Raw genomic sequence first — 23206 nt, 5'->3', positions numbered from 1 at the left:
GGCTGGGGAAGACGCGGACAGCGCCCGCCGCCGCCCGATTGCGGTCGCCGGCCACCGGCTCCACGATGAGGTCATGATTCCCGTGGGCTCCGCGGACCGTTTCGATGCGTTTCGGGCCCTGGCCGACCGGCGCGGTCGGCCGGGAGGCCGGCTGATCGAGTCGCTGGCGGAGGCCAGGGCGGGAACGGCGGACAGCCCCGGAACCTGGGCTCCGGCCGTCGCCGCCGCTCTGGGACTTCCCGCTGCGTCCGCGCTCGGACCGGCCGGGTACTACGCGGACCTCGCCGCCCCGCACAGCCGCCGTCACGTCCGCGTCTGTGCGGGAACCGCGTGCTTCGCCGCACAGGCCGGCCGGCACCTCCCCGATGTGGAGCACGAGTTGGGCGTCGCCGCGGGCAGGGTCTCGCCCGACGGTGAGACCTCGCTGCAGACGATCCGCTGTCTGGGGTACTGCTACACGGGCCCCGCGGCACTCGACGACGACACCCCGTGCACCGGCCGGACGCTGACCGGTCAGCTCGCGGGACGCGCACCCTCACGGGCGCCCGGGATCCCGGTGGCAGACGACACCGGCGACCCCGTGCTCCTGGGAACGGTACTGGCCGGTGAGCGCCCGTGGCAGGTGTGGCCGCGGACGGTGACGGCGGGCCGTCCTGACGAGGTTCAGCGGGAGGTGGCCGCCTCCGGTCTGCGGGGCCGTGGTGGCGCGGGATTCCGGGTGGCCTCGAAGTGGGAGGCGGCCGGCCGGACTCCCGGCACCGTCGTCGTGGCCAACGGGGATGAGGGGGATCCCGGCTCCTATGCCGACCGGCTGTTGATGGAGGCGGAGCCGGAGCGGGTGCTGGAGGGCTTGGCCCTGGCGTGCTTCGCGTGCGGGGCCGGCCGGGGTGTGATCCTGGTGCGCTCGGAGTATCCGCTGGCCCTGGCGCGGATGCGGGAGGCGGTGCAACAGGCGTACGCCGACGGGCACTTCGGCCCGTCCGTGCACGCGACGGACACGAGGCTCGACGTCGAGGTGGTGGCGGGCGCCGGATCGTACGTGGCGGGCGAGGAGACGGCGCTGATCGCGAGCCTGGAGGGGGACCGGGGCTGTGCCCGGCCGCGCCCGCCCTACCCCACCCGGCGCGGTCTGTGGGGCGCGCCCACGGTGGTGAACAACGTCGAGACCCTCGCCTCCGTCCCGTGGATCATCGCGCGTGGCGGAGAGGACTACGCCCGACGTGGCACACCCGACGAGAGCGGGACGAAGCTGGTCTGTCTGTCGGAGCGGTTCGCCCGGCCGGGGGCGTACGAGGTCGAGCTGGGGACCCCGCTGCCGCGCATCGTCACCGAGCTGGGCGGCGGTCTGCAGGACGGCAGCGAGCTCGCCGCGTTGCAGGTCGGCGGTCCGTTGGGCGGTTTCCTCGGCCCTGACGCGCTGGACGTACCGCTGACCACCGCCGGCCTCGCGTCCCGTGGCGCCGCGCTCGGCCATGCCGGGCTGGTCGCCTTCGACCAGCGGGTGCCGCCTCGGGAAGCGCTGCGGCACATCTGGCAGTTCGCGGCGGCGGAGAGCTGCGGCGCGTGTTCCCCCTGCCGGGTGGGCTCGCGCCGCGGCCTGGAGCTGGCGTCGGCCGGGACCCCGCCCGGCCCCGAATGGGAACGACTCGGGCGTGTCCTCGCCGAGGCGAGTCTGTGCGCCTTCGGGCGGCGCATCCCACCGGCGGTGCGCAGCCTCGCCCGCGCCTACGGGGAGCGACTGCCGGGATGGGAGTCATGACCGGAAGCGGTATCGAGGTCGAGGTCGACGGTACGGGCGTCACCGTTCCCGAGGGAGCCTCACTGCTCGTGGCGGTACGGGCAGCCGGTGTCGAACTGCCCTCGCTCTGCTCCGACGACCGGATCGGCCCGGCCGGGTCATGCCGTACGTGTCTCGTGCGGGCCGACGGGTCGGTCGTGGCGGCCTGCGTGACCCCGGCCGCATCGGGGGCGCATGTCGAAGCCGCCGCCGACGATCTCCGGCGGCTGCGCCGGGACGCGGTGGAGCTCATCGCATCGGCTCTGCCGCCCCGCGCCCTCACCGGGGACAACCCCAGCGAACTGGCCGAGGTCTGCCGCTCGTCGGGCATCGGCCCCGACACGGCTCGGGCTGCCGGAGGCCGGGGTGCGGACGACTCCCACCCTTACGTCCACCTGGACCGGGACCTCTGCATCGCCTGTGGGAGGTGTGTCCGCATGTGCGCCGAGGTGCAGGGTACCTTCGCCCTGACCCTGACCGGCCGGGGCGCCGACACGGTGGTCGCTCCCGGAACCGGCGGGCCCTGGGCCGAGTCGGATTGCGTGGCCTGCGGCGGATGCGTGGACACCTGTCCCACCGGCGCGATCACCGAGCCGGGGCCAGGGCGCGGGCTCACCTCCGCCCACCGGCCGGCCGGGACGCGTACGACATGCGGATACTGCGGTGTCGGCTGCGCTCTGGACGTCGTCGCCTCCGACGGCGGGGTCACGGCGGTCCTCCCCGCCCGGGACGGCCCGGTCAACCGGGGGCACGCCTGTGTCAAGGGACGCTTCGCCCACGGATATCTCACCTCTCCCGAACGCCTCACACGGCCCCTGCTGCGGCGCGACGGCCGCCTCGAGCCGGTGAGCTGGGACGAGGCACTCGGGCATGTCGCGCGAGGGCTGGGCGCGGCCGTCACGGACGGCGGCGCGGACTCCGTGGCAGCGATCTCCTCGGCCCGCGCCACGAACGAGGAGAACTACCTCGTCCAGAAGTTCATGCGGGCCGTCATCGGCACGAACAACGTCGACAACTGCTCCCGCCTGTGCCACTCGCCGTCCGCCGCCGGCCTGACCGCTTCCTTCGGGCTCTCCGGGGGCACGGACAGCTTCGACGACGTGGAGCGGGCGGACTGCCTGCTGGTCGTCGGCGCCAATCCCGTCGAGGCCCACCCGGTGGTCGGCGCGCGGCTGCTCCAGCGCGTGCTGCACGGCGCCAGGCTGATCGTCGCCGACCCCCGCGCCGTGGGCCTCGCCCTGCACGCCGACGTGCATCTACGGCCCCGGCCCGGCACCAACGTGGCGCTCTTCCACGGGCTCGCCCGCGTCCTGCTCACCGAAGGACTGGCCGACGAGGAGTTCCTGCGCGAGCGGGCCACCGGTCTGTCCGAGCTCACCGAGCTGCTGGACGACTACCCGCCCGACCGGGTCGCGCAGACCACCGGGGTACCCGCCGCGGACCTGGTCGCCGCCGCGCGGCTGTACGGCAGGGCCGAGCAGCCGGCCATCGTCTACGGCCTCGGCGTCACCGAGCACCTGCACGGCACGGACGGCGTGCGCTCACTGGCCAATCTGGCGATCCTGCGCGGCGCCGTCGGCACCGACCACGGGTACGGTGTCAATCCGCTGCGCGGCCAGAACAACGTCCAGGGCGCCTCGGACATGGGCGCGCTGCCCGACCTGCTGCCCGGCTACGGGAAGGTGACCGACCCTGGCGCAAGGTCCCGGGCCGAAGCGGTGTGGGGTGTACGGATCCCGGACCGCCCGGGCCTGAGGATCCCGGACATGTTCGCCGCCGCGCGGGCCGGGGATCTGCGGGCGTTGTGGGTCATCGGCGAGGACGTCTGCGCGACCGACCCCGACACGAACCGCGTGACCGAAGCCCTTCGGACATGCCCGCTCGTGGTGTGCAACGAACTCTTCCTGTCCGAGACCGCCCGCCATGCCGACGTCGTCCTGCCGGCCGCGTCCTGGCTGGAGAAGGACGGCACCTTCGTCAACTTCGACCGCAGGTTCCAGCGGGTCCGCCCCGCCGTGCCTGCGCCGGGTGAGGCTTGGAGCGACTTCGACGTCGTCCACGCCCTCGCCGCTGCGATGGGGGCCGACCTGGCCTGCCCCCGTCCGGCCGACGCCCTTGCCGAATGCGGACGCATCGCGCCCGTCTTCGCCGGTCTGTCCCATGAACGGCTGGACCGGGAGGGCGCCGTGCCGTGGCCGTGCCCTCACCCGGGCCGCCCCGGGCTGGCCAAGCTGTACGAGGAGCGCTTCGCCACACCGGACGGACGGGCCCACCTCTCCGCGGCCCCCTACCTCCCACCCGGTGAGCAACCCGACGACGACTACCCACTGCTCCTGGTCACCGGTCGGCGCTGGGCGCACTACAACTCCGGCAGCATGACCCGCCGCGGCGGCACCCTCGCACTCGATCCCGTCGACCACCTCGACCTCCACCCCGATGACGCCGCCCGGTACGACGTGCGGAACGGCGCACAGCTCACCGTGGAGAGCCGGCACGGCCGGGCCCGGCTCGTCGCCCGGGTCAGCGAACAGACCGCACCCGGCCAGGTGTTCAGTTCCTTCCACTTCCCCGCGAGCGGCGTGAACCGCCTCACCTCCGACCACACGGACACCGTTACCTCCTGCCCCGAGTACAAGGTCACCGCGGTACGTGTGTCCGGCGCGGCGCACGAAGCGGTTTCTCCTCGGCTCGGCAGGACCGGGCCACGCGGTGGCCCTCAGACCCGCTGAGGGACGACGGCGACCGGGCAGGCGGAGTGATGCAGCAGGGTGTGGGCGGCCCTGCCGAGTTGCAGACCGAAGTGGCCGTGCCTGCGTCGGGCTCCGACGACGACCAGGTCGGCGTCGGCCGCAGCGTCGAGCAGGACGCGGTGCGCCGGGCCCTCGACGGTGTGGCGGTGGACGGAGAGGTCGGGGTGTTCCCGCGCGGCTTCGCGCAGGGCGTCCTCCAGTTCGGTGGAGGCCCGCTCGTCATGCGCCTGGGTGGCGTCGTCCCCGGCGTGGGCCGGGCGGCGCCATGCCCGTACGGCTGTCAGGGCGCAGCCGCGTGCCTGTGCCTCGTGGGCGGCGAACCGTACGGCACCCGTGTGCTCGGCCTCGTCGCCGACGCCGACCACGATCCGGCCGAGGGATCCCTGGACGTTGGGCTTCGCGCCCCGGACCACGACGACCGGGCACGCCGCGCGCGCCGCCACGGCCAGGCTGACCGACCCCAGAAGCAGCCCGGGCACCTCACCCCGCCCGCGTTCTCCCACGACCAGGGCGAACGCGTCGGGCGCCGTGCGCAGCAGTGCGGACACGGCGTCGTCGGGGAGTACCTCCTCGGACACCTTCACCTCCGGGTCCCGGAGTCCGGCGCGTTGCGCGCAGGAAGCAACGATGTTCTGCGCCATCACCTCCCCGGAACGACGACCGGTGGTGAACGACGGCAGGGTTCGCTCGTAACGCTCCCACCGGAAGGCGTGGACCAGCCGCAGCGGCAGTCCGTGCCGTGCCGCCTCGTCCACTGCCCAGTCGACCGCCAGCAGGCTGGAGTCCGATCCGTCGACGCCCACGACCAGCGGGAGTTCCATCACCGCCACCGCCTTCCCGTCCTGCTGCTCGGAGACCCCTGTGAATACCGTCGCACCGCAGGCGAGCGACCGCGACACAGGTCGGGCGCCTCCGGCCGGGTTGCGATGGCACACGGCCCGGTGATGCCGGGGACGGAGAGCCGAACCGCCGGAATGTCAGTGCCGTGCCGGTCGTGGAGGCCGACGGTCGGGTCGCCGGTGTGGTGAAGGTCGTGCCGCGCCGCCGGGCCGGGCCGGTCGGCCGAGCTGCCAAGGGCCCTTCGGCCCTGCACACCGGCGGCGCACAGCGGTGTCATGGAAGTGAGCCGAGGGCCACAAGGTGACACGGAGAAGCGGAGCGGAGCCGCGCACCGTGCGATTCGGGCCCGCAAGAAGCGGGCGGCCCCCGGCTCCATGACGCCGTGCATGCGCCCCATCGGTGCGTCGGACCATGTCCTGCGACCGAAGTGCGGTCACAGCGCCGCTCGGGGACCCTGGAGAAACGGGGGCAGTGCCGGGAGGAGCACCGATGCACTGGGACACCATCCCCAAGGACACCGACCCCGCGGTGCCGCCGCGTCTCGCCGACTACGACCTGACCCGCTCGGCCTTCACGTGGTCGCAGGCGCGCAGCGAGCTGGCCGGGCTCCCCGGCGGCGGCCTCAACATGGCCCACGAGGCGGTCGACCGGCACGCGGCTTCGGGTGCCGGGGAGAAGGTCGCGCTGAGTTGCGTGGCCCGGGACGACTCCGTCTCCACCGTCACGTACGCCGAGCTGACCCGCCGTACCGCCCGCTTCGCGAACGTACTGCGGTCGCTCGGCGTCGGCCACGGGGACCGGGTGTTCACGCTGCTCGGCCGCCGCCCCGAGCTGTACACGACGGTGCTCGGCACGCTGAAGAACACCAGCGTGCTCTGCCCCCTCTTCTCAGCGTTCGGCCCCGATCCGGTCGAGCAGCGGCTGCGTCTCGGCGACGCGCGGGTCCTGGTCACCACCGCGGACCTCTACCGGCGCAAGGTCGCCGGGCGCCGCGCGTCGTTGCCCGGCTTGGAACACGTCCTGATCATCGGCCCCGGCGCCGCAGAGCTGCCTGGCACCGCGTCCTTCGACGGCCTGATGTCCACGGCCCCCGACACCTTCGCCATTCCCCCGACGTCCCCCGACGACATGGCCCTGCTGCACTTCACCAGCGGTACCACCGGCACGCCCAAGGGCGCGGTCCACGTCCACGAGGCGGTCGTCGCGCACTACGCCACCGCCGCCCACGCACTCGACCTGCGTCCCGAGGACGTGTACTGGTGCACCGCCGACCCCGGCTGGGTCACCGGCATGTCGTACGGCGTCATCGCCCCGCTCGTCCACGGCGTGACGGTGGTCCTCGACGAGGGCGACTACGACGCACGGCGCTGGTACCGGATCCTCGGCGGACAACACGTCACGGTCTGGTACACCGCCCCGACGGCCCTGCGCATGCTGATGCGCGCCACACCGCGCCAGGGCCCCTACGCCCTGCCGCGCTCGCACGACCTCTCCGCCCTCCGCTTCGTCGCCTCCGTCGGTGAGCCCCTCAACCCGGAGGCCGTCGTATGGGGCCGGGACGTGCTGGGCCTGCCGGTGCACGACAACTGGTGGCAGACGGAGACCGGCAGCATCATGATCGCGAACTTCGCGGCCTGCGAGATCCGGCCCGGCTCGATGGGACGGCCACTGCCAGGAGTCGAGGCGAGCGTGCTGGAGCAGGGCGAGGACGGCCGTGCCCTGGTCGTCGACGGCAGGGTGACGGAAGTGGGCACTCCCGGCGTCGAGGGCGAGTTGGCGCTGCGGCCGGGGTGGCCCTCGATGTTCCGCGGCTATCTGCACGACAAGGAGCGCTACGACGCGGCGTTCGCCGACGGCTGGTACCTGACCGGCGATCTGGTGCGCCGGGACGCCGACGGCTGGTACTGGTTCGTGGGACGCGCCGACGACGTGATCAAGTCGGCGGGTCATCTCATCGGCCCGTTCGAGGTGGAGAGCGCGCTGATGGAACACCCGCTGGTGGCCGAGGCGGGGGTGATCGGGCGGCCGGACCCGGTCGCCGGGAACGTCGTCAAGGCGTTCGTGTCCCTGCGCCCGGGGGTGGAGGCGACCCCGGACCTGGAACGGGAGCTGCTGGGCTTCGGCCGCCGCAAGCTGGGTCCCGCCGTCGCTCCCCGGGAGATCGCGTTCGACCAGAACCTGCCCAGGACCCGCAGCGGCAAGGTGATGCGCCGACTGCTGCGCGCACGCGAACTCGGCCTGCCCACCGGCGACCTGTCCACGTTGGAGGGATCCGTATGAGCCTGGCCCGCCCCAGCCGTACCCGGAAACCCGCAAGGAAGTCCCCGAAGGCCGCGAAGTCCCCGAAGACCCCGAAGACCGCGAAGACCGAGCTGGGGCCGGGTACGGGGCACCGCACGGATCTGCTGGAGACGATGCTGCGTATCCGGCGTTTCGAGGAGCGGTGCGTCGAGCTGTACAGCGCCACGAAGATCCGGGGCTTCGTCCACCTCTACATCGGCGAGGAGGCCGTCGCCGTCGGCGTCAACGAGGCGCTGACACCCGAGGACGCGGTCGTCTCCACCTACCGCGACCACGGTCACGCGCTGGCGCGCGGCATCACCGCCGAGGCGGTCATGGCGGAGATGTACGGCAGGGCCACCGGGTGCAGCGGCGGCCGGGGTGGGTCCATGCACCTGTTCGACGCGAGCCGGCGCTTCTACGGCGGCAACGCCATCGTCGCCGGCGGGCTCCCCCTGGCCGCCGGCCTGGCGCTCGCCGACCGTATGCGCGGACAGCACCGCGTCACGTGCTGCTTCTTCGGCGACGGGGCCTTCGCCGAGGGCGAGTTCCACGAGACGGCGAACCTCGCGGCCCTGTGGAACCTCCCCCTGCTGTTCGTCTGCGAAAACAACCTGTACGCCATGGGCACAGCCCTGGAGCGCCACCAGGCGCAGACCGACCTGGCGATGCGCGCCACCTCCTACGGCATGGTCGCCTGGTCCGTGGACGGTATGGACGTCGAGGCCGTGGAACGGGCGCAGGCCGAGCACGAGGACGGCGTACGCAGGCGCTGGGCGACCAGGGACGACCGGGCGGTGAAGGTCGACGGCGCGTTGCTGACCCGCAGGTCGCGGGCGGGTACCTCCAGCCACTCCCCGCCGCGTATGAAGTGATCAAGAAGGCGGCGGTGTCGATGTGGTCGACGCCGAGCTCGACGGCCCGGCGCAGTACGGCGATCGAGCTGCCGCGGACGCCGGCGCCTCCTCGTGGCGCGCCGTCAACAGGCCACGGTCTCCTCGCACTTGCGCAGCGCCTCCTGGACGTCCCGGCTCCAGTGGCGGGCCGTGCGCGGGGTGGCCGAGGAGACGGTGTGCACGGCCGACTCCCGGCGTTCGAGCAGCGGGCGGGACCGTACGCACCGGCGTTCCCCGGCGGGCGGGGTGCCGCCGTGGGCGACGGCCTCCTCCACGATGCCGGCGAGATCGCCGTCCGGGAGGGGCAGTTCCAGGTCCTCGTCGACGAAGCCGACCACGGCCGGGACGTACTCCACCAGGGCGCGCAGCGCCTTGGTCAGTCCCCGGCGGCCGCGCCGCAGACCTCTGAGCACGTGCAGGGCCGTGGCGATCTCCACCTCGGTGGCCTCCCGGCTCAGGGTGGCGGGGGTGATCTCCGTGTGGCTGAGCCACCAGTCCGCCTCCTCGTCCTCGCCGTGCGAGCGGTGGTGGAGGTAGAGGCAGTACGAGGAGATCGTGTCGCCGGCGCCGGCCCCGTACTGCCACCAGAAGCGGCCGCTGTCCTCGCAGCCGGCCAGATGGAGGAGGGCGCCGAGGACGCGCGCTCCGGAGGGTTCGGGCAGCGCGCTGCCGTGGAAGGCGCCGAGGTCGCTCAGGGCGCCGGGGCGGGTCAGCAGCGCCTCGCACAGGGCCCGCAGGTCCCGGGCCGAGGGATGGACCCTCGGGGGACGGCGGGCGGCGGCCTGCTGGGGGCGGGTCCGCGCCCCGATGCCGTCGGCGGCCGGGACCGCGACCCGGGCGGCTATCCGGGCCTCGGCGGCCTCGATGTCGCAGCGGCGGTAGGGGGCGGTGGGCACCAGCCGCGCCCCGGCCAGCAGCGTGTCGATGTCGCTCACGGTGTCGTAGGTCATGAACGCTCCGCCTCCTCCTCGGCGCACGATGTGTAGATCTCCCGCAGCCGGTGCCTGGCGTAGCGCTCGATGGAGCGCACCCCGGCCTCGGTGATGCCGAGTTCGTGCGCCACCTCGGCGGTGTCGTAGCCCTCGCAGTAGCGCAGCCGGATGACGTCCTGCTGGCGTTCGGGGAGGGCGGAGATCGCGTGGAACAGCCGCAGGTTCTGCTCGATGACCTCGAAGGCGTCCTCGGCGCCCTGGAGGGTCACCGTCTCGAAGACGGCGGTGTCCATGAGGGTGGCGCGCCGGCCCCGGGCCCGGGCGTGGTCGACGACGCGGTTCTTCATGACCCGCCAGGCGTAGGCGGCGGGGTTCTCGGCGCGCAGTATCTGCGGCCACTCCCGGGCGAGTTGGACGAACGCCTCGTCGACGGCCTCCTCGGCGTCCGCCCGGCAGCGCAGACAGCGCTCGGCCTCGCGGACGTAGCGCGGGCGGTGCAGCTGGTGGAAGGCGCTGAAGTCCAGCGGCAGCTTCTCCGGCGCCCTGGGGTTGCCGGTGGGGCGCAGCTCCTCCTGGGTCACCGATCGCCTCCCGGGAGCCGGTGGTCCATCTCCCGGACGCCCACCCGCACGAGGGCGGCGGCGACCCGGCGCGCGAGCGTGACGGCCCCGGGTCCGAAGACCCGGAGGGCGAGCAGGGACAGCGCCACGTCCCGGGCGAGCTGTGCGAACTGGTCGTTCACGGACCGTTCGGTCCTTCCGCTGGGTGTGCGGGGCTCAGGAGCCCCGGAAGGCGACGGTTACACCTTCTGCCACCACGGCGTTCGGGACGCGCGTTTCGTGCATGCCGGATTCGAAAGTCCGGTGGAATTGGCCGCTTCGGACTACGGACCGCGCCATTCCGGACTATCGCGGCACCGTTACTGCCCCACCGATGCCCGCTTCTGCCCTGTTTCCTTCTGTCACGTTTCCTTCTGTCGCGTTCCGGCGGGCTCAGCCCAGCGGCTTGTCCAGCACCGCCTTGCGGTGGCTGAAGGTCTCGATGGAGTAGCGGCCGTGGTAGTTGCCCATGCCGCTCTCCCCCACACCGCCGAACGGCAGGTCGGAGACGGTGAGATGGGCGAGGGGCAGGCCGAACCCGAGGCCGCCGGAGGAGGTTTCGGCGGCGATGCGGGAGCGCGTGGTGTCGGACTCGGAGAAGACGTACAGGGCGAGGGGCTTGTCGCGGTCGTTGATGAACCCGATCGCCTCGTCCAGCCCGGCGACGGTCACGATCGGCAGGATGGGGCCGAAGATCTCCTCGGCCATCACGGGCGACGCGGGGTCGACGTCGGCGAGGACGGTCGGCGCGATGTACTTGTCCGTACGGTCGTGACGGCCGCCGGTCACGGTCCGCCCGGAGTCGAGCAGGGCGGTGAGCCGGTCGAAGTGGCGTTCGTTGACGATCCGGCCGTACTCGGGCGAGGTCTGCGGGTCGGCGCCGTAGAGGGTCTCGACGGCGCGGGCCAGCAGGGGTTCGAGGGCGGCGGCGGTCCGCTGGTCGGTGAGGACGTAGTCGGGGGCGACACAGGTCTGGCCGGCGTTGAGGAACTTGCCGCGGGCCAGCCGGTCGGCGACGACGGTGAGATCGGCGTCGCGGTCGACGAACGCCGGTGACTTGCCGCCGAGTTCGAGGGTGACCGGGGTGAGGTGCTCGGCGGCGGCGCGCAGCACGATCCGGCCGACGGTGCCGTTGCCGGTGTAGAAGACGTGGTCGAAGCGCTCGGCGAGCAGGGCCGTGGTCTCGGGAACGCCGCCCTCGACGACGGCGACCGCCTCGGTGTCGAGGTGGGCGGGCAGCAGCCGGGCCAGCGCGGCGGAGGTGGCGGGGGCCAGCTCGCTGGGCTTGACGACGACCGCGTTTCCGGCGGCGAGGGCGCCGACCAGCGGGGCCAGCAGCAGCTGGGCGGGGTAGTTCCAGGGCGCGATGACGAGGACGACGCCGAGCGGGTCGACCTGCGTCCAGGCGCGCGCGTCGGCGCCGAGGTGGGCCGGGACCGGGGCGGGCTCGGGGGTGAGCCAGGCGTCCAGGTGGTCGAGGGTGTGGTCGATCTCGCGGATCGTGAAGTCGATCTCGGTACGGTACGCCTCGGTGGCGCTCTTGCCCAGGTCGGCGTGGAGGGCGGCGGCGAGGTCGGCGCCGTGCTCGGTGAGCAGCGCGCGCAGGCGGCGCAGCTGGTCCGTGCGCCAGGCGACGGGCTTGGTGCGGCCGGTGCGGAAGGCTGCGCGCAGCCGGGCCACGACATCGGCGGGCCGCTCGGGGGCGGCGAGGGGGCCGGTGGGCTGCTCGGGGGTGGCGGCGGTGGTCACGGTGCCTCGCTGGGGTGCGCGGGCCTTGCGGCCCTGGGTTCGGACGGCGAGCGGTCGGCTCGGTGTATATGCCAACCTTTCATGGACCAAAATACATTCCCCGGGCAACCACTACAGTCCGTGCAGGGTGTGCAGGCGCTTCTCCAGATAGGCGCGCTCGGCCGGGTTCTCGGCCAGCGCGAGGGCGGACGCGTAGGCCCGGGCCGCCTCGGTGCGGCGGTCGAGGCGCCGCAACAGGTCGGCCCGGACGGCGTGGAAGACGTGGTAGCCGTCGAGGTCGAGCGCGTCCAGCAGGTCGAGGGCGGGCCGCGGGCCGTCGACCTCGGCGACCGCCACCGCCCGGTTCAGCGCCACCACCGGACTCGGGGCGAGGGCCGTCAGCTGGTCGTAGAGCCGCAGGATCTGCCCCCAGTCGGTGGCCGCGGCGGTCGGCGCGTCGCTGTGGACGGCCTGGACGGCGGCCTGGATCTGGTACGGCCCCGGCCGGTCGCGGCGCAGACAGCGGCGGACGAGGTCCTGTCCCTCGGCGATCAGCGCCCGGTCCCAGCGGCGCCGGTCCTGTTCGGGCAGCGGGACGAGCGTGCCGCCGGCGTCCTGACGGGCGTCCCGGCGGGACTCGACGAGCAGCATCAGCGCGAGCAGCCCGGTGACCTCGGGCTCGTCCGGCATCAGCTCGCCGAGGAACCGCCCGAGACGCAGGGCTTCCGCGCACAGGCCGGGATCACCCTCGTACCCCTGGTTGAAGATCAGGTAGACGACGGCGAGCACGCCGTTCAGCCGGTCCGGGAGGTCGGCGTCGCGGGGCACCCGGTACGGGATGCGGGCGTCGCGGATCTTCGCCTTGGCGCGGACCAGGCGCTGGGCCATCGTGGGTTCGGGGACGAGGAACGCGCGGGCGATCTGCGCGGTGGTGAGACCGCCGAGGAGCCGCAGGGTCAGGGCGACCCGCGCCTGCGGGGCGAGCGCCGGGTGACAGCAGGTGAAGATCAGACGGAGCCGGTCGTCGCGCACGGGGCCCTCCTCCGCGGGCGGGTCGGGGGCGTACAGCCGGGCCGCCTCGGCGTGCCGGGCGTCCCGGCCGGCCTCGCGGCGCAGCCGGTCGACGGCCCGGTTGCGGGCGGTGGTGATGATCCATCCGGCCGGGCTGGGCGGCGGACCGGTCTCCGGCCAGCGCCGCAGGGCCGTGGTGAAGGCCTCCTGGACCGCCTCCTCGGCGAGGCCGATGTCACCGAGGTGGCGGACCAGGACGGCGACGGCCCGGCCGTACTCCGCGCGGAACACGGCCTCGACGTCGACGGGGTCACCCATCGTCCGGCCTCAGTGCCGGTCCGCGAACGGCCGCACCTCGATGGGGAGGGTGGTGGCCAGGGCGGCCTTCCTGCCCCATTCCAGGGCCTCGTCGAGGTCGGCGGCGCGGATCAGGCACAGACCGCCGAGGTACTCCTTCCCTTCGGCGTACGGGCCGTCGGTGACGAGCACGTCACCGTCCTTCGGCCGGAGCACGGTGGCCGTCTCGGGTCCGTGCAGACCGCCGGCGAAGACCCAGGCCCCGGCGGCGCGCAGCTCGTCGTTGTACGCCTCCACCCGGCGCATGATCTCGGCCAGCTCCTCGGGGGCGGGCGGCGTCCCGCCGGCCGGCTGGACCACGCTGAGCAGGTAGTGCTTCATGACGTCCTCCTTGGCTTCGTGCCGTTGTCCCACCTCCTACACGAACGGCAGTCCCCCGGATCGACACCCCGGACCCCGACACGGGAAAGAATCTCGTCCATGACCGCACCGCACCCCCTCGTCACCCGCGCCCGCCGCCTCGCCGACGACCTCCTCCTCCCGCACGCCGAACAGGTCGACCAGGGCGAGGTGCCGGTGGGCCACCTCACGGAGATCAGACGCTCGGGTCTGCTGGGGCTCAACGCGCCGAAGGAGTACGGCGGTGCCGAGGCGCCCGGCGCGGTGGTGCGGGAGACGGCGGAGATCCTGGCCGGGGCCTGCTGCTCGACCTGGTTCGTGCAGACGCAGCACCACACCCCGGTGCTGACCCTGGCGAAGAGCGAGGGCCCGGTGCGCGAGCGCCTGCTCGGCCGGCTGGCGACCGGCGACCTGCTGTCCGGGGTGGCGTACGCCCATCTGCGGTCCCACCCCCGCGTCCCCGTCCGGGCCACCCGCGAGCGGGGCGGCTGGCGCTTCGACGGCAAGGTCCCCTGGTACACGGGCTGGGGCCTGAACGACGTGCTGCTCCTCGCCGGAGTCACGGACGCCGACGAGGCCCTGTTCGCCTTCACGGAGGCCCGCGACCAGCCGGGTCTGCGGGCATCCGCCCCGCTGCGCCTGGCCGCCCTCACCGCGGCCCGCACGGTCTCCCTGGACCTGGACGGCCTGTGGCTCCCCGAGGAGGCGGTGGCCCTGCGCACCCCGCACCGGACCTGGGCCGCGACCGACCGCCTCAGGACGGTGAACGCCAACCCGGCGGTCTTCGGCATCACGGAGGCGGCACTCGGGTTGTCGGACGAGGCGACGGCCGCCCGCCTGCGCACCCGCCTCGCGACGGTGCGCGCCGAGGCCTACACCCTGACCGACGAGGCGAAGCCCCACGAGCACCTCGAAGACCGCCTCGCCCTGCGTTCCCAGGCCTACGCGCTGATGCGGACGGCGACCACGGCGGCCGTGGTGACGGGAGGAGGCCGCGCGATGCTGCTGACGAGCAGGGCCCAACGCCTGGCGAGGGAGGCCCTGTTCCTCCTGGTCCAGGGGCAGACGGGAGAATCCCGCCGAGCACATCTCAACTCCCTGAGCGCTTAGGGGCGCGGGGAACTGCGCGACAAGCCACCACGCACCCGCACCCGCACCCACACCCACACTCGTCCACGCACTCCGGACACCCGTCTCAGCCCGCGAACGGCACCTGAACGGAGTTCACCCGCTGCTCCGAAGGGTGCTGCCACACCCCTTCTCCGGCGAGCAGCGGCAGCACCCCCTCCCCGAACCAGTACGCCTCCTCGAGATGCGGGTACCCGGACAGCACGAACTCCGAGATCCCCAGCGCCGCATACTCCTTGATCCGCTCGGCCACCTCCGCGTGGCTCCCCACCAGCGCGGTCCCCGCGCCACCCCGCACCAGCCCGATCCCGGCCCACAGGTTGGGATGGATCTCCAGCCCGTCGCGGCTGCCGCCGTGCAGGGCGAGCATCCGCCGCTGTCCCTCGGACTCACTGCGCCCGAGCCCGGCCTGGACGGACCTCACGGTCTCGGGATCGAACCCGTCGAGCAGCCGGTTCGCCTCCGCCCAGGCCGCCTCGGCGGTGTCCCGGGTGATGACGTGCAGCCGGATGCCGAACCGCGGAGCACGCCCTTCCGCCGCCGCGAGCCCCTTGATCCAGGCGATCTTCCCGGCGACCTGGGCGGGCGGCTCGCCCCAGGTGAGGTACACGTCCGCGTGCCGCGCGGCGATCTCCCCGGCGAGGGGCGAGGAGCCCCCGAAGTACACCTCGGGGACGGGGTCCGGCACCCGGGCCAGCCGCGCGTCCGCCACCCGCAGGTGCCCGCCGTCCAGGTCGACGGTCCTGCCGTCCCACAACCCCCGGACGATCTCCAGGAATTCACCGGTACGGCGGTACCGGTCGTCCTTGTCGAGGAAGTCGCCGTAGGCCCGCTGTTCATGGCTCTCGCCGCCGGTCACCACGTTCAGGAGCAGCCGCCCCCCGCTCTGGCGCTGGAAGGTGGACGCCATCTGCGCGGCGAGCGTCGGCGAGACGAACCCGGGCCGGAAGGCGACGAGGAACTTCAGCCGCTCGGTGTGCCGGCTGACCATGGCCGTGGTCAGCCACGCGTCCTCGCACCAGGCTCCGGTCGGGGTGAGCGCGCCCACGAAGCCCAGGTCCTCGGCGGCGCGCGCGATCTGGCTCAGGTAGGCGACCGTCGGCGGCCGGTCCCGTCCCGAGGCGGTGGCCGGGGTGCCGTGACCGCCGCCGACGACATGCCGGCTGTCGCCGTTGGTGGGCAGGAACCAGTGGAAGGTGAGGGACACGTGGGGTCTCCGATCGAGAGTGCCGCCGAGTCGCAGGTGCCCGGGGGGAAGCCGCTGGAGGAGTCCGTGACGCGGCGGCCGGGGCGCCGCGGCCGTGGTCAGCTCGCCGCGGCCAGGTACGGGGTGCGGCCGAGGGCGGCCGAGAACTGGTCGACGACCTGGCCGAGCGCCTCGGCGGTGGCCGGGGCGACGGTGACCGTGCCGTCCTCGTGGGCGGTGATGTCCTTGTCGAGGGTGAACCAGCCCTGCACGATGTGCGCGGCGCCCATGGAGTTCAGGACGGGCCGCAGCGCGTAGTCGAGGGCCAGGACATGGGCGGTGGAGCCGCCGGTGGCCAGCGGCAGGACGGTCTTCCCGGTGAGCGCGTACTGCGGGAGCAGGTCGAGCAGCGCCTTGAGGACACCGGAGTACGACGCCTTGTAGACGGGGGTGCCGACGACCACGCCGTCGGCGCGGGCGAACAGCTCGGTGGCCTCGACGATCGCCGGGTGGCGGAAGTCCGCACCGAGCAGTGCCTCGGCGGGGATCGTCCGCACGTCGAGCGGGATCACCTCATGGCCCTGGGCGGTGAGCCGCTGGTCGAGGTGGCGCAGCAGGCGGCCGGTGCGGGAGGAGGCGGAAGGGCTGCCGGAGACGGACAGGACGGTGGCCATGGGTCCTCTTTCGGAGCGGGCGAGGGGTTTCAGACGGGGACCGGTCCCGGACTCGGGCGCCGGCTCGGGGAGTCGGCCCTCCAGCGCCCTGCGGCCGGCTTCGGCGGTGACGGGCGTACCTCGTCGCTCTGAAACCCGACAGGCGAATTCCCAGGGGCGCGGCAGGGATGCGGAACTCCTGGGGCGGAATGTTTTCGGGCGGAATGTTTTCGGGCACGCCGAATTCAGGCAGCCCGGAGGCCCGTGCAGGACGCACGGACTGTGCGGGCAGAGCGAATTGAGACGGGGAAAGAGGGAAAGCGCGACGGATCTCGGGGAAGGGGGATCAGGCCGCGGCGCGACAGGAGGCGCTGGAGACGCGCGCGAGGTCGACGTGGCGTCGCCGCGTGAGGTCCAGTCGCATCTTCATGCCGTAGATCGTGACAGTCGCCGGCGACGGCAGTCAAGGAAAACCCGACCGGTCTCGTATCGCGGACCATGGGATTTCACGAAGGCGTGACCGGGAAACCCTTCAACGGCCATGGAATGGAACCGCATTCTCTCGGTACCGGCATGCGGTCGGGTCATGTCCCGCACTCCTCGTCGCGCGCCGGGACGACGACGAGGAACGCGTCGGACTTCAGGTCCATGACGACGGTCGCGGGGCGGCCCTCGGCGCGCAGTCTCGCCGCGCATTCCTCGGCCGGCCAGGAGCCGCGGGGCGCTCCCGCGGGAAAGCGTTCCAGCACCGTCGCGCGCATGGGGCAGACACCTCCGGCTCGGGGCCCGTGGGGGACGACTACGGTGCGTCTGCCCCGGATCGCGGCGGGCATGTTCACGCCGAGGGCACGGGGGCCTCCTCCGCCGCGGGCCGGGCGGTGTCGTCGGCCGTGGCCCGGTGGTCCCCTGCCGGACGGCTCGGCCACCAGGCGCGCGGTCCGATGTCCAGGACCAGCGCGGGCACCAGCAGGGAGCGCACCACGAGGGTGTCGAGGAGCACGCCGAAGGCCACGATGAACGCGATCTGGGCGAGGAAGGCCAGAGGGATGACGCCGAGCGCGGCGAACGTCGCGGCGAGCACCACGCCCGCCGAGGTGATGACCCCGCCCGTGCTCACCAGGCCGCGCAGGACGCCCCGGCGCACACCGTGCACGAGGGACTCCTCGCGGACCCGGGACATGAGGAAGATGTTGTAGTCGACACCCAGCGCCACCAGGAACACGAAGCCGTAGAGCGGCACGGACGGGTCGGTGCCGGTGAAACCGAACACGTACCGGAAGACGAGCGCGGAGACGCCCAGCGTGGCGAAGAGGTTCAGGGCGACCGTGGCGACCAGCAGGGCGGGCAGCAGCAGGGACCGCAACAGCCCGGTCAGGACGAGGAGGATGAGGGCGAGGACCACGGGGACGATGAGCGTGCGGTCGCGTTCGGCGGTGCGCAGTGTGTCGTAGCGCTGGGCGGTGTAGCCGCCGACGAGGGCGTCGGCACCGGGAACGGCGTGCAGGGCGGTGCGCAGACGGGCCACGGTCCGCCGGGCGTCGTCGCTGTCCGCGGCCGAGGCCAGGGTGACGTCGATCTGGACGCGTCCGCCGACGACCAGCGGGGAGCCGCCGGGGCGTCCGCTCGCGGTCCCGGCCGCCGCCGAGGCGACGCCGTCGGTGGCGCGGGCCACGGTGAGCACCCGCTCCAGGCGGTCCGCGTCCGCGACGACCACGGTGGGATTGCCGGCGCCGCCGGGGAAGTGCTCGCTCAGGGTCTTCTGGGCGGCGACGGAAGGTGCGGCGTTCACGAAGGTCTCGTCGAGGGGGACGCCCCGGGAGTCGAGCACCGGCGCGAAGGCGGCGCCGGCCAGCAGTACGGCGAGGGTCGCGGCCCAGACCCGGCGCGGCCGCCGGTCGACGAGCCCGGCCACCCGGCCCCACACGCCCTGCCCCGCGGCTCCTTCCTCCGCCCCGGGTTCGGCGGTGACGGCCTTGGGCCTGGCCGGCCAGTACGCGGCGCGGCCCAGGACGACGAGGACGGCGGGCAGGAAGGTGAGCGAGGACAGGACGGCGCAGCCGATGCCGACGGCACCGACCGGTCCGAGCGCCCGGTTGTTGGTGAGGTCGCTGAGCAGCAGGGCGAGCAGGCCGAGCGCGACGGTCGCGGCGCTCGCGACGACGGCGCCCCAGGACTGCCGCAGTGCGGCCCGCACCGCCGTGAAGCGGTCGCCGCCCAGCGCGAGTTCCTCCCGGAAGCGGGCGGCCAGCAGCAGGGCGTAGTCGGTGGCGGCGCCGATGACGAGGATCGACAGGATGCCCTGGACCTGTCCGTCGACCCGGACCACGTCGTGGTCGGCGAGGACGTACACGACCGCGCAGGCGAGACCCAGCGCGAAGACCGCGCCGAGGATGATCACCAGCGGGAGCAGGACGCTGCGGTAGACCAGCAGCAGGATGACCAGGACGGTGAGCAGGGCGACGGCGAGCAGCAGTCCGTCGATGCCGGCGAAGGCGTCGGAGAGGTCCGCCTGGCTCGCGGCGGGGCCCGCCAGGTGGACGGTGGAGCCGGGGACGCGCCCGGCGGCGGCTCGGATCCGGTCGAGGGCGGCGGCGAGTCCGTCGCCGAGGTCGGGGCGGAGCGGGACCACGGCCTGGAGGGCGGCGCCGTCCCGGGCGAGGACGGCCGGGGAGATCCGGCCCCGCACCCCGGGGGTACCGGTGAGGGAGGCGAGGGCCCGGTCGGCCGCGGCGCGCCGGTCCGCGAGGCCGGAGCCCGTCCACACCACGACGGCCGGGAGCGTCTCGTCCTGGCGGAAGGCCCGCTGGGCGTCGACGACCTCGGTGGACTCGGCGCTGCGCGGCAGGAACGCGGCCTGGTCGTTGGTGGCCACCTCGCCGAGGCGTCCCGCGTAGGGGCCGAGGATGCCGCCGACGGCGAGCCAGACGGCGATCAGGAGTAGCGGGACGAGCCGCCGGGCTCGTCGGGATGGGGAGGACATGGGGCTCCGGGCTCCAGAAATCTCAGCGATGAACAATCTCAATGATTGAGTCAGTTTTCCCGGGGATCCTAACCCGGCTCAGCGGCCGTGCGGTGCGGTGGTGCCGAGTTCCTCGTTCATCGCCGTCAGGAACCGCACCACCACCACGAGTTCGTCCTCGGTGAAGCGGGCGCGGGCCGCCTCGGTCGCCTCGGCGAGCGGCCGGAAGTAGGTGCGGGCCGCGGACCGCGCGTCGGCCGCGTAGTACAGGTGCACCACCCTGCGGTCGGCGCTCTCCCGGACGCGGCGGATGTGCCCGGCCCGTTCCAGCCGGTCCACGCACGCGGTGACGGCGCCGGAGGTGAGCCCGAGGTGTTCACGCAGCCGCTTCGGTGTCATCGGCTCCTCGGAGTCGAGGATCGCCGCGAGCGCCTGGACGTCCGTGGCGTGCAGTCCGTGGTCACCGGCGAACGCGTGCACCAGACGGTTGATCTCGCCGTTCATCCGGCGCAGCGCCACGGCGAAGGAGTGCAGATCGGTCCCCGCCCCGGGGTCGCCGGACGGCCGTCGCCGCTCCGCCGGCTGCCGGTCCTGATCGTTCGCTGTGGCCACGCGGTCAGCCTAGTCGCCCGCCCCGCTCGGCCGATCGGGCGGCACCGGTGGGAGCTGCGCATCCGGGACGGTGTTCCGGCGGGAAGGGGTAGACGGAGGAAAGCGGTAGGCGGAGGAGAACGGCAGGCAGGGGGGCCGGACGCGAAGGACCGACAGCTCATGACGGCAGACGACCTCGGCACCGGACCCCTGTGTCTGGTGACCGGAGCCACGGGGTACATCGGCGGGCGGCTCGTCCCGGAGCTGCTGGCGGCGGGCCTGCGGGTGCGCTGCCTCGCCCGCTCGCCGGAACGGCTGCGCGACCATCCGTGGGCGGGCCGGGTGGAGGTGGTCCGCGGGGACGTCACGGACGCGGAGTCCGTCGCGGCGGCGATGCGGGGCGTCGGCGTCGCGTACTACCTGGTGCACGCCCTGGGCGCCGGGGGGGGCTTCGAGGAGACGGACCGGCGGGCCGCGCGGATCTTCGGGAGGGCCGCGCACGGCGCGGGAGTGCACCGGCTCGTCTATCTGGGCGCACTCACCCCGTACGGCGTCCCGGAGGAACGGCTGTCGCCGCATCTGCGCTCGCGCGCCGAGGTCGGCCGCATCCTGCTCGGCTCCGGCGTGCCCACGGCCGTGCTGCGGGCGGCGATCGTCATCGGCTCGGGGTCGGCCTCCTTCGAGATGCTGCGCTATCTGACCGAGCGGCTGCCGGTGATGGTCACCCCCAGCTGGGTGCACACCCGGATCCAGCCGGTCGCGGTGCGGGACGTGCTGCGCACGCTGGTCGGCGCCGCACGGATGCCGCCCGAGGTCAGCCGGGCCTTCGACATCGGCGGCCCCGACATCCTGACGTACCGCGACATGATGGCCCGTTACGCCGCCGTCGCGGGGCTGCCGCACCGGCTGATCCTGCCCGTGCCGATGCTCTCCCCCGGTCTGTCCAGCCACTGGGTCGGACTGGTCACCCCGGTGCCGGCGTCGATCGCCCGGCCGCTCACCGAGTCGCTGCGGCACGAGGTGGTGTGCCGTGAGCACGACATCGCCCGGTACGTACCGGATCCGCCGGGTCATCCGATCGGCTTCGACGAGGCGCTCCGGCTCGCCCTGCAGCAGGTGCGCGAGGCCCGGGTGACCACCCGCTGGTCCTCGGCCTCGCTGCCGGGGGCGCCCAGCGATCCGCTGCCCACCGACCCCGACTGGGCCGGCGGAAGCCTCTACTGCGACCACCGCGAGCTGGACGTGGACGCCCCGCGGGACTCGTTGTGGCGGGTGATCGAGGGCATCGGCGGCGACAACGGCTGGTACTCCTTCCCGCTCGCCTGGGCGGTACGGGGGTGGCTGGACCGGCTCGCGGGCGGGGTGGGACTGCGCCGGGGACGCCGGGACGCGTCCCGGCTCCGGGTGGGCGACTCGCTGGACTTCTGGCGGGTCGAGGAGATCGAACCGGGGCGGCTGCTGCGGCTGCGGGCGGAGATGCGGCTGCCGGGTCTGGCGTGGCTGGAGATGTACGCGGAGACGGACGACTCCGGGCGCACCCGGTTCCGGCAGCGCGCCCTGTTCCATCCGCGCGGGCTGCTCGGCCACGTCTACTGGTGGAGCGTGTCGCCCTTCCACACGGTGGTGTTCAGCGGCATGGCCCGCAACATCGCGCGGGCCGCCCTCGCGGACGCGGCGGCGAGGACGGACGAACGGACGCCCACCGGCTGACGGCGGGCGCATCCGCCGGGCCCCGCCGGGCGGAAGCGCCTGACAGTCCGACATCCCCTCCTCCCGGAGCCCGCCATGAACGTCTCGGTCGTCCTGTTCACCTCCGATCTGCGGCTGCACGACCACCCTCCGCTGCGCGCGGCCCTCGACGGCTCGCGCGAGGTGGTCCCGCTGTTCGTGCGCGACCGGGCGGTGGACGGCGCGGGATTCGCCGCGCCCAACCGGCTGGCGTTCCTCGCCGACTGCCTGCGCGATCTGGACGCGGGTCTGCGGCAGCGGGGCGGCCGGCTGGTGCTGCGGTCCGGGGACCTGGTGGAGGAGGTGTGCCGGGTGGCCGGCGAGGCGGAGGCCGACGAGGTCCATCTGGCGGCGGACGGGAGCGCGTACGCCCAGCGCCGTGAGGAGCGGCTGCGGCACGCGCTGGAGGCGGAAGGGGTGCGGCTGCATGTGCACGGCACGGTGACGACCGTGGTGGACCCCGGTGTGCTGGCCCCGGGCTCCTCGGACCACTTCGCGGTCTTCACCCCGTACTTCGGACACTGGTCGCGCCAGCGGCTGCGGGACGTGCTCGGCGCGCCGCGGGCGCTACGGGTGCCGGAGGGCGTCGGCTCGGAGGAACTGCCGGACCGCAAGGGCCTGTCCGGTCTGTCGCCGGCCCTGGCCGAGGGCGGCGAGACGCAGGGCCGCGCGCGGCTGACCGCCTGGCTGCGCTCGGGCATCCCGGCGTACGAGGACCGGCACGACGACCTGGCCGGCGACGCGACCTCACGGCTCTCGCCGTATCTGCACTTCGGTGCCCTGTCCCCCGTCGAGCTGGTGCACCGGGCGCGCGCCGCGGGCGGTCCGGGCGCCGAGGCGTTCGTACGGCAGGTCGCCTGGCGCGACTTCCACCGCCAGGTGCTGGCCGCGCGGCCGGGCGCGGCGCTCGCGGACTACCGCACCAAGCACGACCGCTGGCGGACGGAGCGCACGGCGGGCGAGGACGTCGAGGCGTGGCGCGAGGGCCGTACCGGCTATCCGGTGGTGGACGCGGCGATGCGGCAGCTGCTCCACGAGGGCTGGATGCACAACCGGGGGCGTCTGCTGACGGCGAGTTTCCTCACGAAGACGCTGTACGTCGACTGGCGGATCGGCGCCCGGCACTTCCTGGACCTCCTGGTCGACGGGGACGTGGCGAACAACCAGCTCAACTGGCAGTGGATGGCCGGGACCGGCACCGACTCCCGGCCCAACCGGGTGCTCAACCCGGTCACCCAGGCGAAGCGCTACGACCCCGACGGGGCGTACGTACGGCGCTGGGTGCCCGAGCTGGCGGGCCTGGAGGGTGCGGCGGTGCACGAACCCTGGCGGCTGCGCGGTCTGGACCGGGCGGCCGTCGACTACCCCGACCCGGTCGTGGACCTCACCGACGGGCTGGCCCGCTTCAAACGGGCGCGCGGCCGCGACTGAAGCGCGGCGGCACTGGTCTAG

General features: G+C 73.6%; 20 protein-coding genes. 7 read left to right on the top strand and 13 right to left on the bottom strand.

Translation table 11 applies throughout. The features are described from left to right. Positions 1-73: 73 nt before the first annotated feature. Together AQJ64_RS23740 and fdhF are read left to right on the top strand one after the other, a co-directional pair. Positions 74-1759 carry an NAD(P)H-dependent oxidoreductase subunit E gene (locus tag AQJ64_RS23740; protein ID WP_055639159.1) on the top strand — a complete coding sequence of 562 codons (1686 nt, stop codon included), beginning with the start codon at positions 74-76 and terminating at the stop codon, positions 1757-1759. Next, entirely contained in the window at positions 1756-4506 is a 2751-nt protein-coding gene (gene fdhF / locus AQJ64_RS23735; protein ID WP_107120621.1) for a formate dehydrogenase subunit alpha, read from the top strand. The genes AQJ64_RS23740 and fdhF overlap by 4 nt, the downstream gene beginning before the upstream one ends. Here the strand turns inward: fdhF and AQJ64_RS23730 are convergent. Next, positions 4494-5348 carry a universal stress protein gene (locus AQJ64_RS23730; RefSeq protein ID WP_055638030.1) on the bottom strand — a complete coding sequence of 285 codons (855 nt, stop codon included), beginning with the start codon at positions 5346-5348 and terminating at the stop codon, positions 4494-4496. The genes fdhF and AQJ64_RS23730 overlap by 13 nt on opposite strands. Positions 5349-5856: 508 nt before the next feature. Between AQJ64_RS23730 and acsA the strand changes: the two genes are divergently transcribed. After that, positions 5857-7647: an acetate--CoA ligase gene (acsA, locus tag AQJ64_RS23725; protein ID WP_055638027.1), complete on the top strand. Its 1791-nt coding sequence runs from the start codon at positions 5857-5859 to the stop codon at positions 7645-7647. After that, a complete protein-coding gene (locus AQJ64_RS23720; RefSeq protein ID WP_240512924.1) occupies positions 7644-8522 on the top strand; it encodes a thiamine pyrophosphate-dependent enzyme in 879 nt (292 codons plus the stop codon). Before acsA ends, AQJ64_RS23720 begins: the two co-directional genes overlap by 4 nt. 104 nt (positions 8523-8626) lie before the next feature. Here the strand turns inward: AQJ64_RS23720 and AQJ64_RS23715 are convergent, their stop codons facing one another. From AQJ64_RS23715 to AQJ64_RS23695, 6 genes are all read right to left on the bottom strand, one after another. Then, positions 8627-9493, bottom strand: coding sequence for a hypothetical protein (locus AQJ64_RS23715; RefSeq protein WP_055638028.1), 867 nt, complete (start codon positions 9491-9493; stop codon positions 8627-8629). Further along, entirely contained in the window at positions 9490-10056 is a 567-nt protein-coding gene (locus tag AQJ64_RS23710; protein WP_240512925.1) for an RNA polymerase sigma factor, read from the bottom strand. Before AQJ64_RS23710 ends, AQJ64_RS23715 begins: the two co-directional genes overlap by 4 nt. Continuing rightward, a complete protein-coding gene (locus tag AQJ64_RS49210) occupies positions 10053-10217 on the bottom strand; it encodes a hypothetical protein (protein ID WP_157881142.1) in 165 nt (54 codons plus the stop codon). Before AQJ64_RS49210 ends, AQJ64_RS23710 begins: the two co-directional genes overlap by 4 nt. Positions 10218-10467: 250 nt before the next feature. After that, a complete protein-coding gene (locus tag AQJ64_RS23705) occupies positions 10468-11823 on the bottom strand; it encodes an aldehyde dehydrogenase family protein (protein WP_059202958.1) in 1356 nt (451 codons plus the stop codon). Between the two features lie 111 nt (positions 11824-11934). Then, a complete protein-coding gene (locus AQJ64_RS23700; protein WP_055639002.1) occupies positions 11935-13131 on the bottom strand; it encodes an RNA polymerase sigma factor in 1197 nt (398 codons plus the stop codon). Between the two features lie 9 nt (positions 13132-13140). Beyond that, the gene (locus AQJ64_RS23695; protein WP_055639001.1) at positions 13141-13491 is read right to left on the bottom strand and encodes a YciI family protein; all 351 of its coding nucleotides are present in this window, start codon (positions 13489-13491) and stop codon (positions 13141-13143) included. Between the two features lie 99 nt (positions 13492-13590). Here AQJ64_RS23695 and AQJ64_RS23690 point away from each other — a divergent pair, with 99 nt between their 5' ends. Next, positions 13591-14619: an acyl-CoA dehydrogenase family protein gene (locus tag AQJ64_RS23690; protein ID WP_055639000.1), complete on the top strand. Its 1029-nt coding sequence runs from the start codon at positions 13591-13593 to the stop codon at positions 14617-14619. An 85-nt stretch (positions 14620-14704) separates the two neighbouring features. Here AQJ64_RS23690 and AQJ64_RS23685 read toward each other — a convergent pair whose 3' ends face one another. The 6 genes from AQJ64_RS23685 to AQJ64_RS23670 form a co-directional block, all read right to left on the bottom strand. Beyond that, the gene (locus AQJ64_RS23685) at positions 14705-15844 is read right to left on the bottom strand and encodes an LLM class flavin-dependent oxidoreductase (protein WP_055638999.1); all 1140 of its coding nucleotides are present in this window, start codon (positions 15842-15844) and stop codon (positions 14705-14707) included. 98 nt (positions 15845-15942) lie between these two features. After that, a complete protein-coding gene (gene ssuE / locus AQJ64_RS23680) occupies positions 15943-16497 on the bottom strand; it encodes an NADPH-dependent FMN reductase (RefSeq protein ID WP_055638998.1) in 555 nt (184 codons plus the stop codon). A gap of 325 nt (positions 16498-16822) precedes the next feature. Next, positions 16823-16900 carry a putative leader peptide gene (locus AQJ64_RS52440; RefSeq protein WP_351405193.1) on the bottom strand — a complete coding sequence of 26 codons (78 nt, stop codon included), beginning with the start codon at positions 16898-16900 and terminating at the stop codon, positions 16823-16825. A gap of 160 nt (positions 16901-17060) precedes the next feature. Beyond that, entirely contained in the window at positions 17061-17237 is a 177-nt protein-coding gene (locus tag AQJ64_RS49745) for a hypothetical protein (RefSeq protein ID WP_167739018.1), read from the bottom strand. 74 nt (positions 17238-17311) lie between these two features. Continuing rightward, a complete protein-coding gene (locus tag AQJ64_RS23675; protein ID WP_055638997.1) occupies positions 17312-19456 on the bottom strand; it encodes an MMPL family transporter in 2145 nt (714 codons plus the stop codon). 78 nt (positions 19457-19534) lie between these two features. Further along, complete coding sequence (locus AQJ64_RS23670; RefSeq protein WP_055638996.1) at positions 19535-20047, bottom strand: MarR family winged helix-turn-helix transcriptional regulator; 513 nt, start codon at positions 20045-20047, stop codon at positions 19535-19537. 159 nt (positions 20048-20206) lie between these two features. Between AQJ64_RS23670 and AQJ64_RS23665 the strand changes: the two genes are divergently transcribed. After that, positions 20207-21736, top strand: coding sequence for an SDR family oxidoreductase (locus AQJ64_RS23665; RefSeq protein ID WP_059202957.1), 1530 nt, complete (start codon positions 20207-20209; stop codon positions 21734-21736). Positions 21737-21811: 75 nt separating this feature from the next. Next, on the top strand, positions 21812-23185 hold the full coding sequence (locus AQJ64_RS23660; protein WP_059202956.1) for a cryptochrome/photolyase family protein: 1374 nt from the start codon (positions 21812-21814) through the stop codon (positions 23183-23185). Positions 23186-23206: the final 21 nt, after the last annotated feature.

The sequence above is a fragment of the Streptomyces griseoruber genome, assembly GCF_001514205.1.
GTDB lineage: Bacteria > Actinomycetota > Actinomycetes > Streptomycetales > Streptomycetaceae > Streptomyces > Streptomyces griseoruber.
Note: the sequence above shows the minus strand (reverse complement) of the source record. Positions and strands in the feature narration are given on the sequence as shown.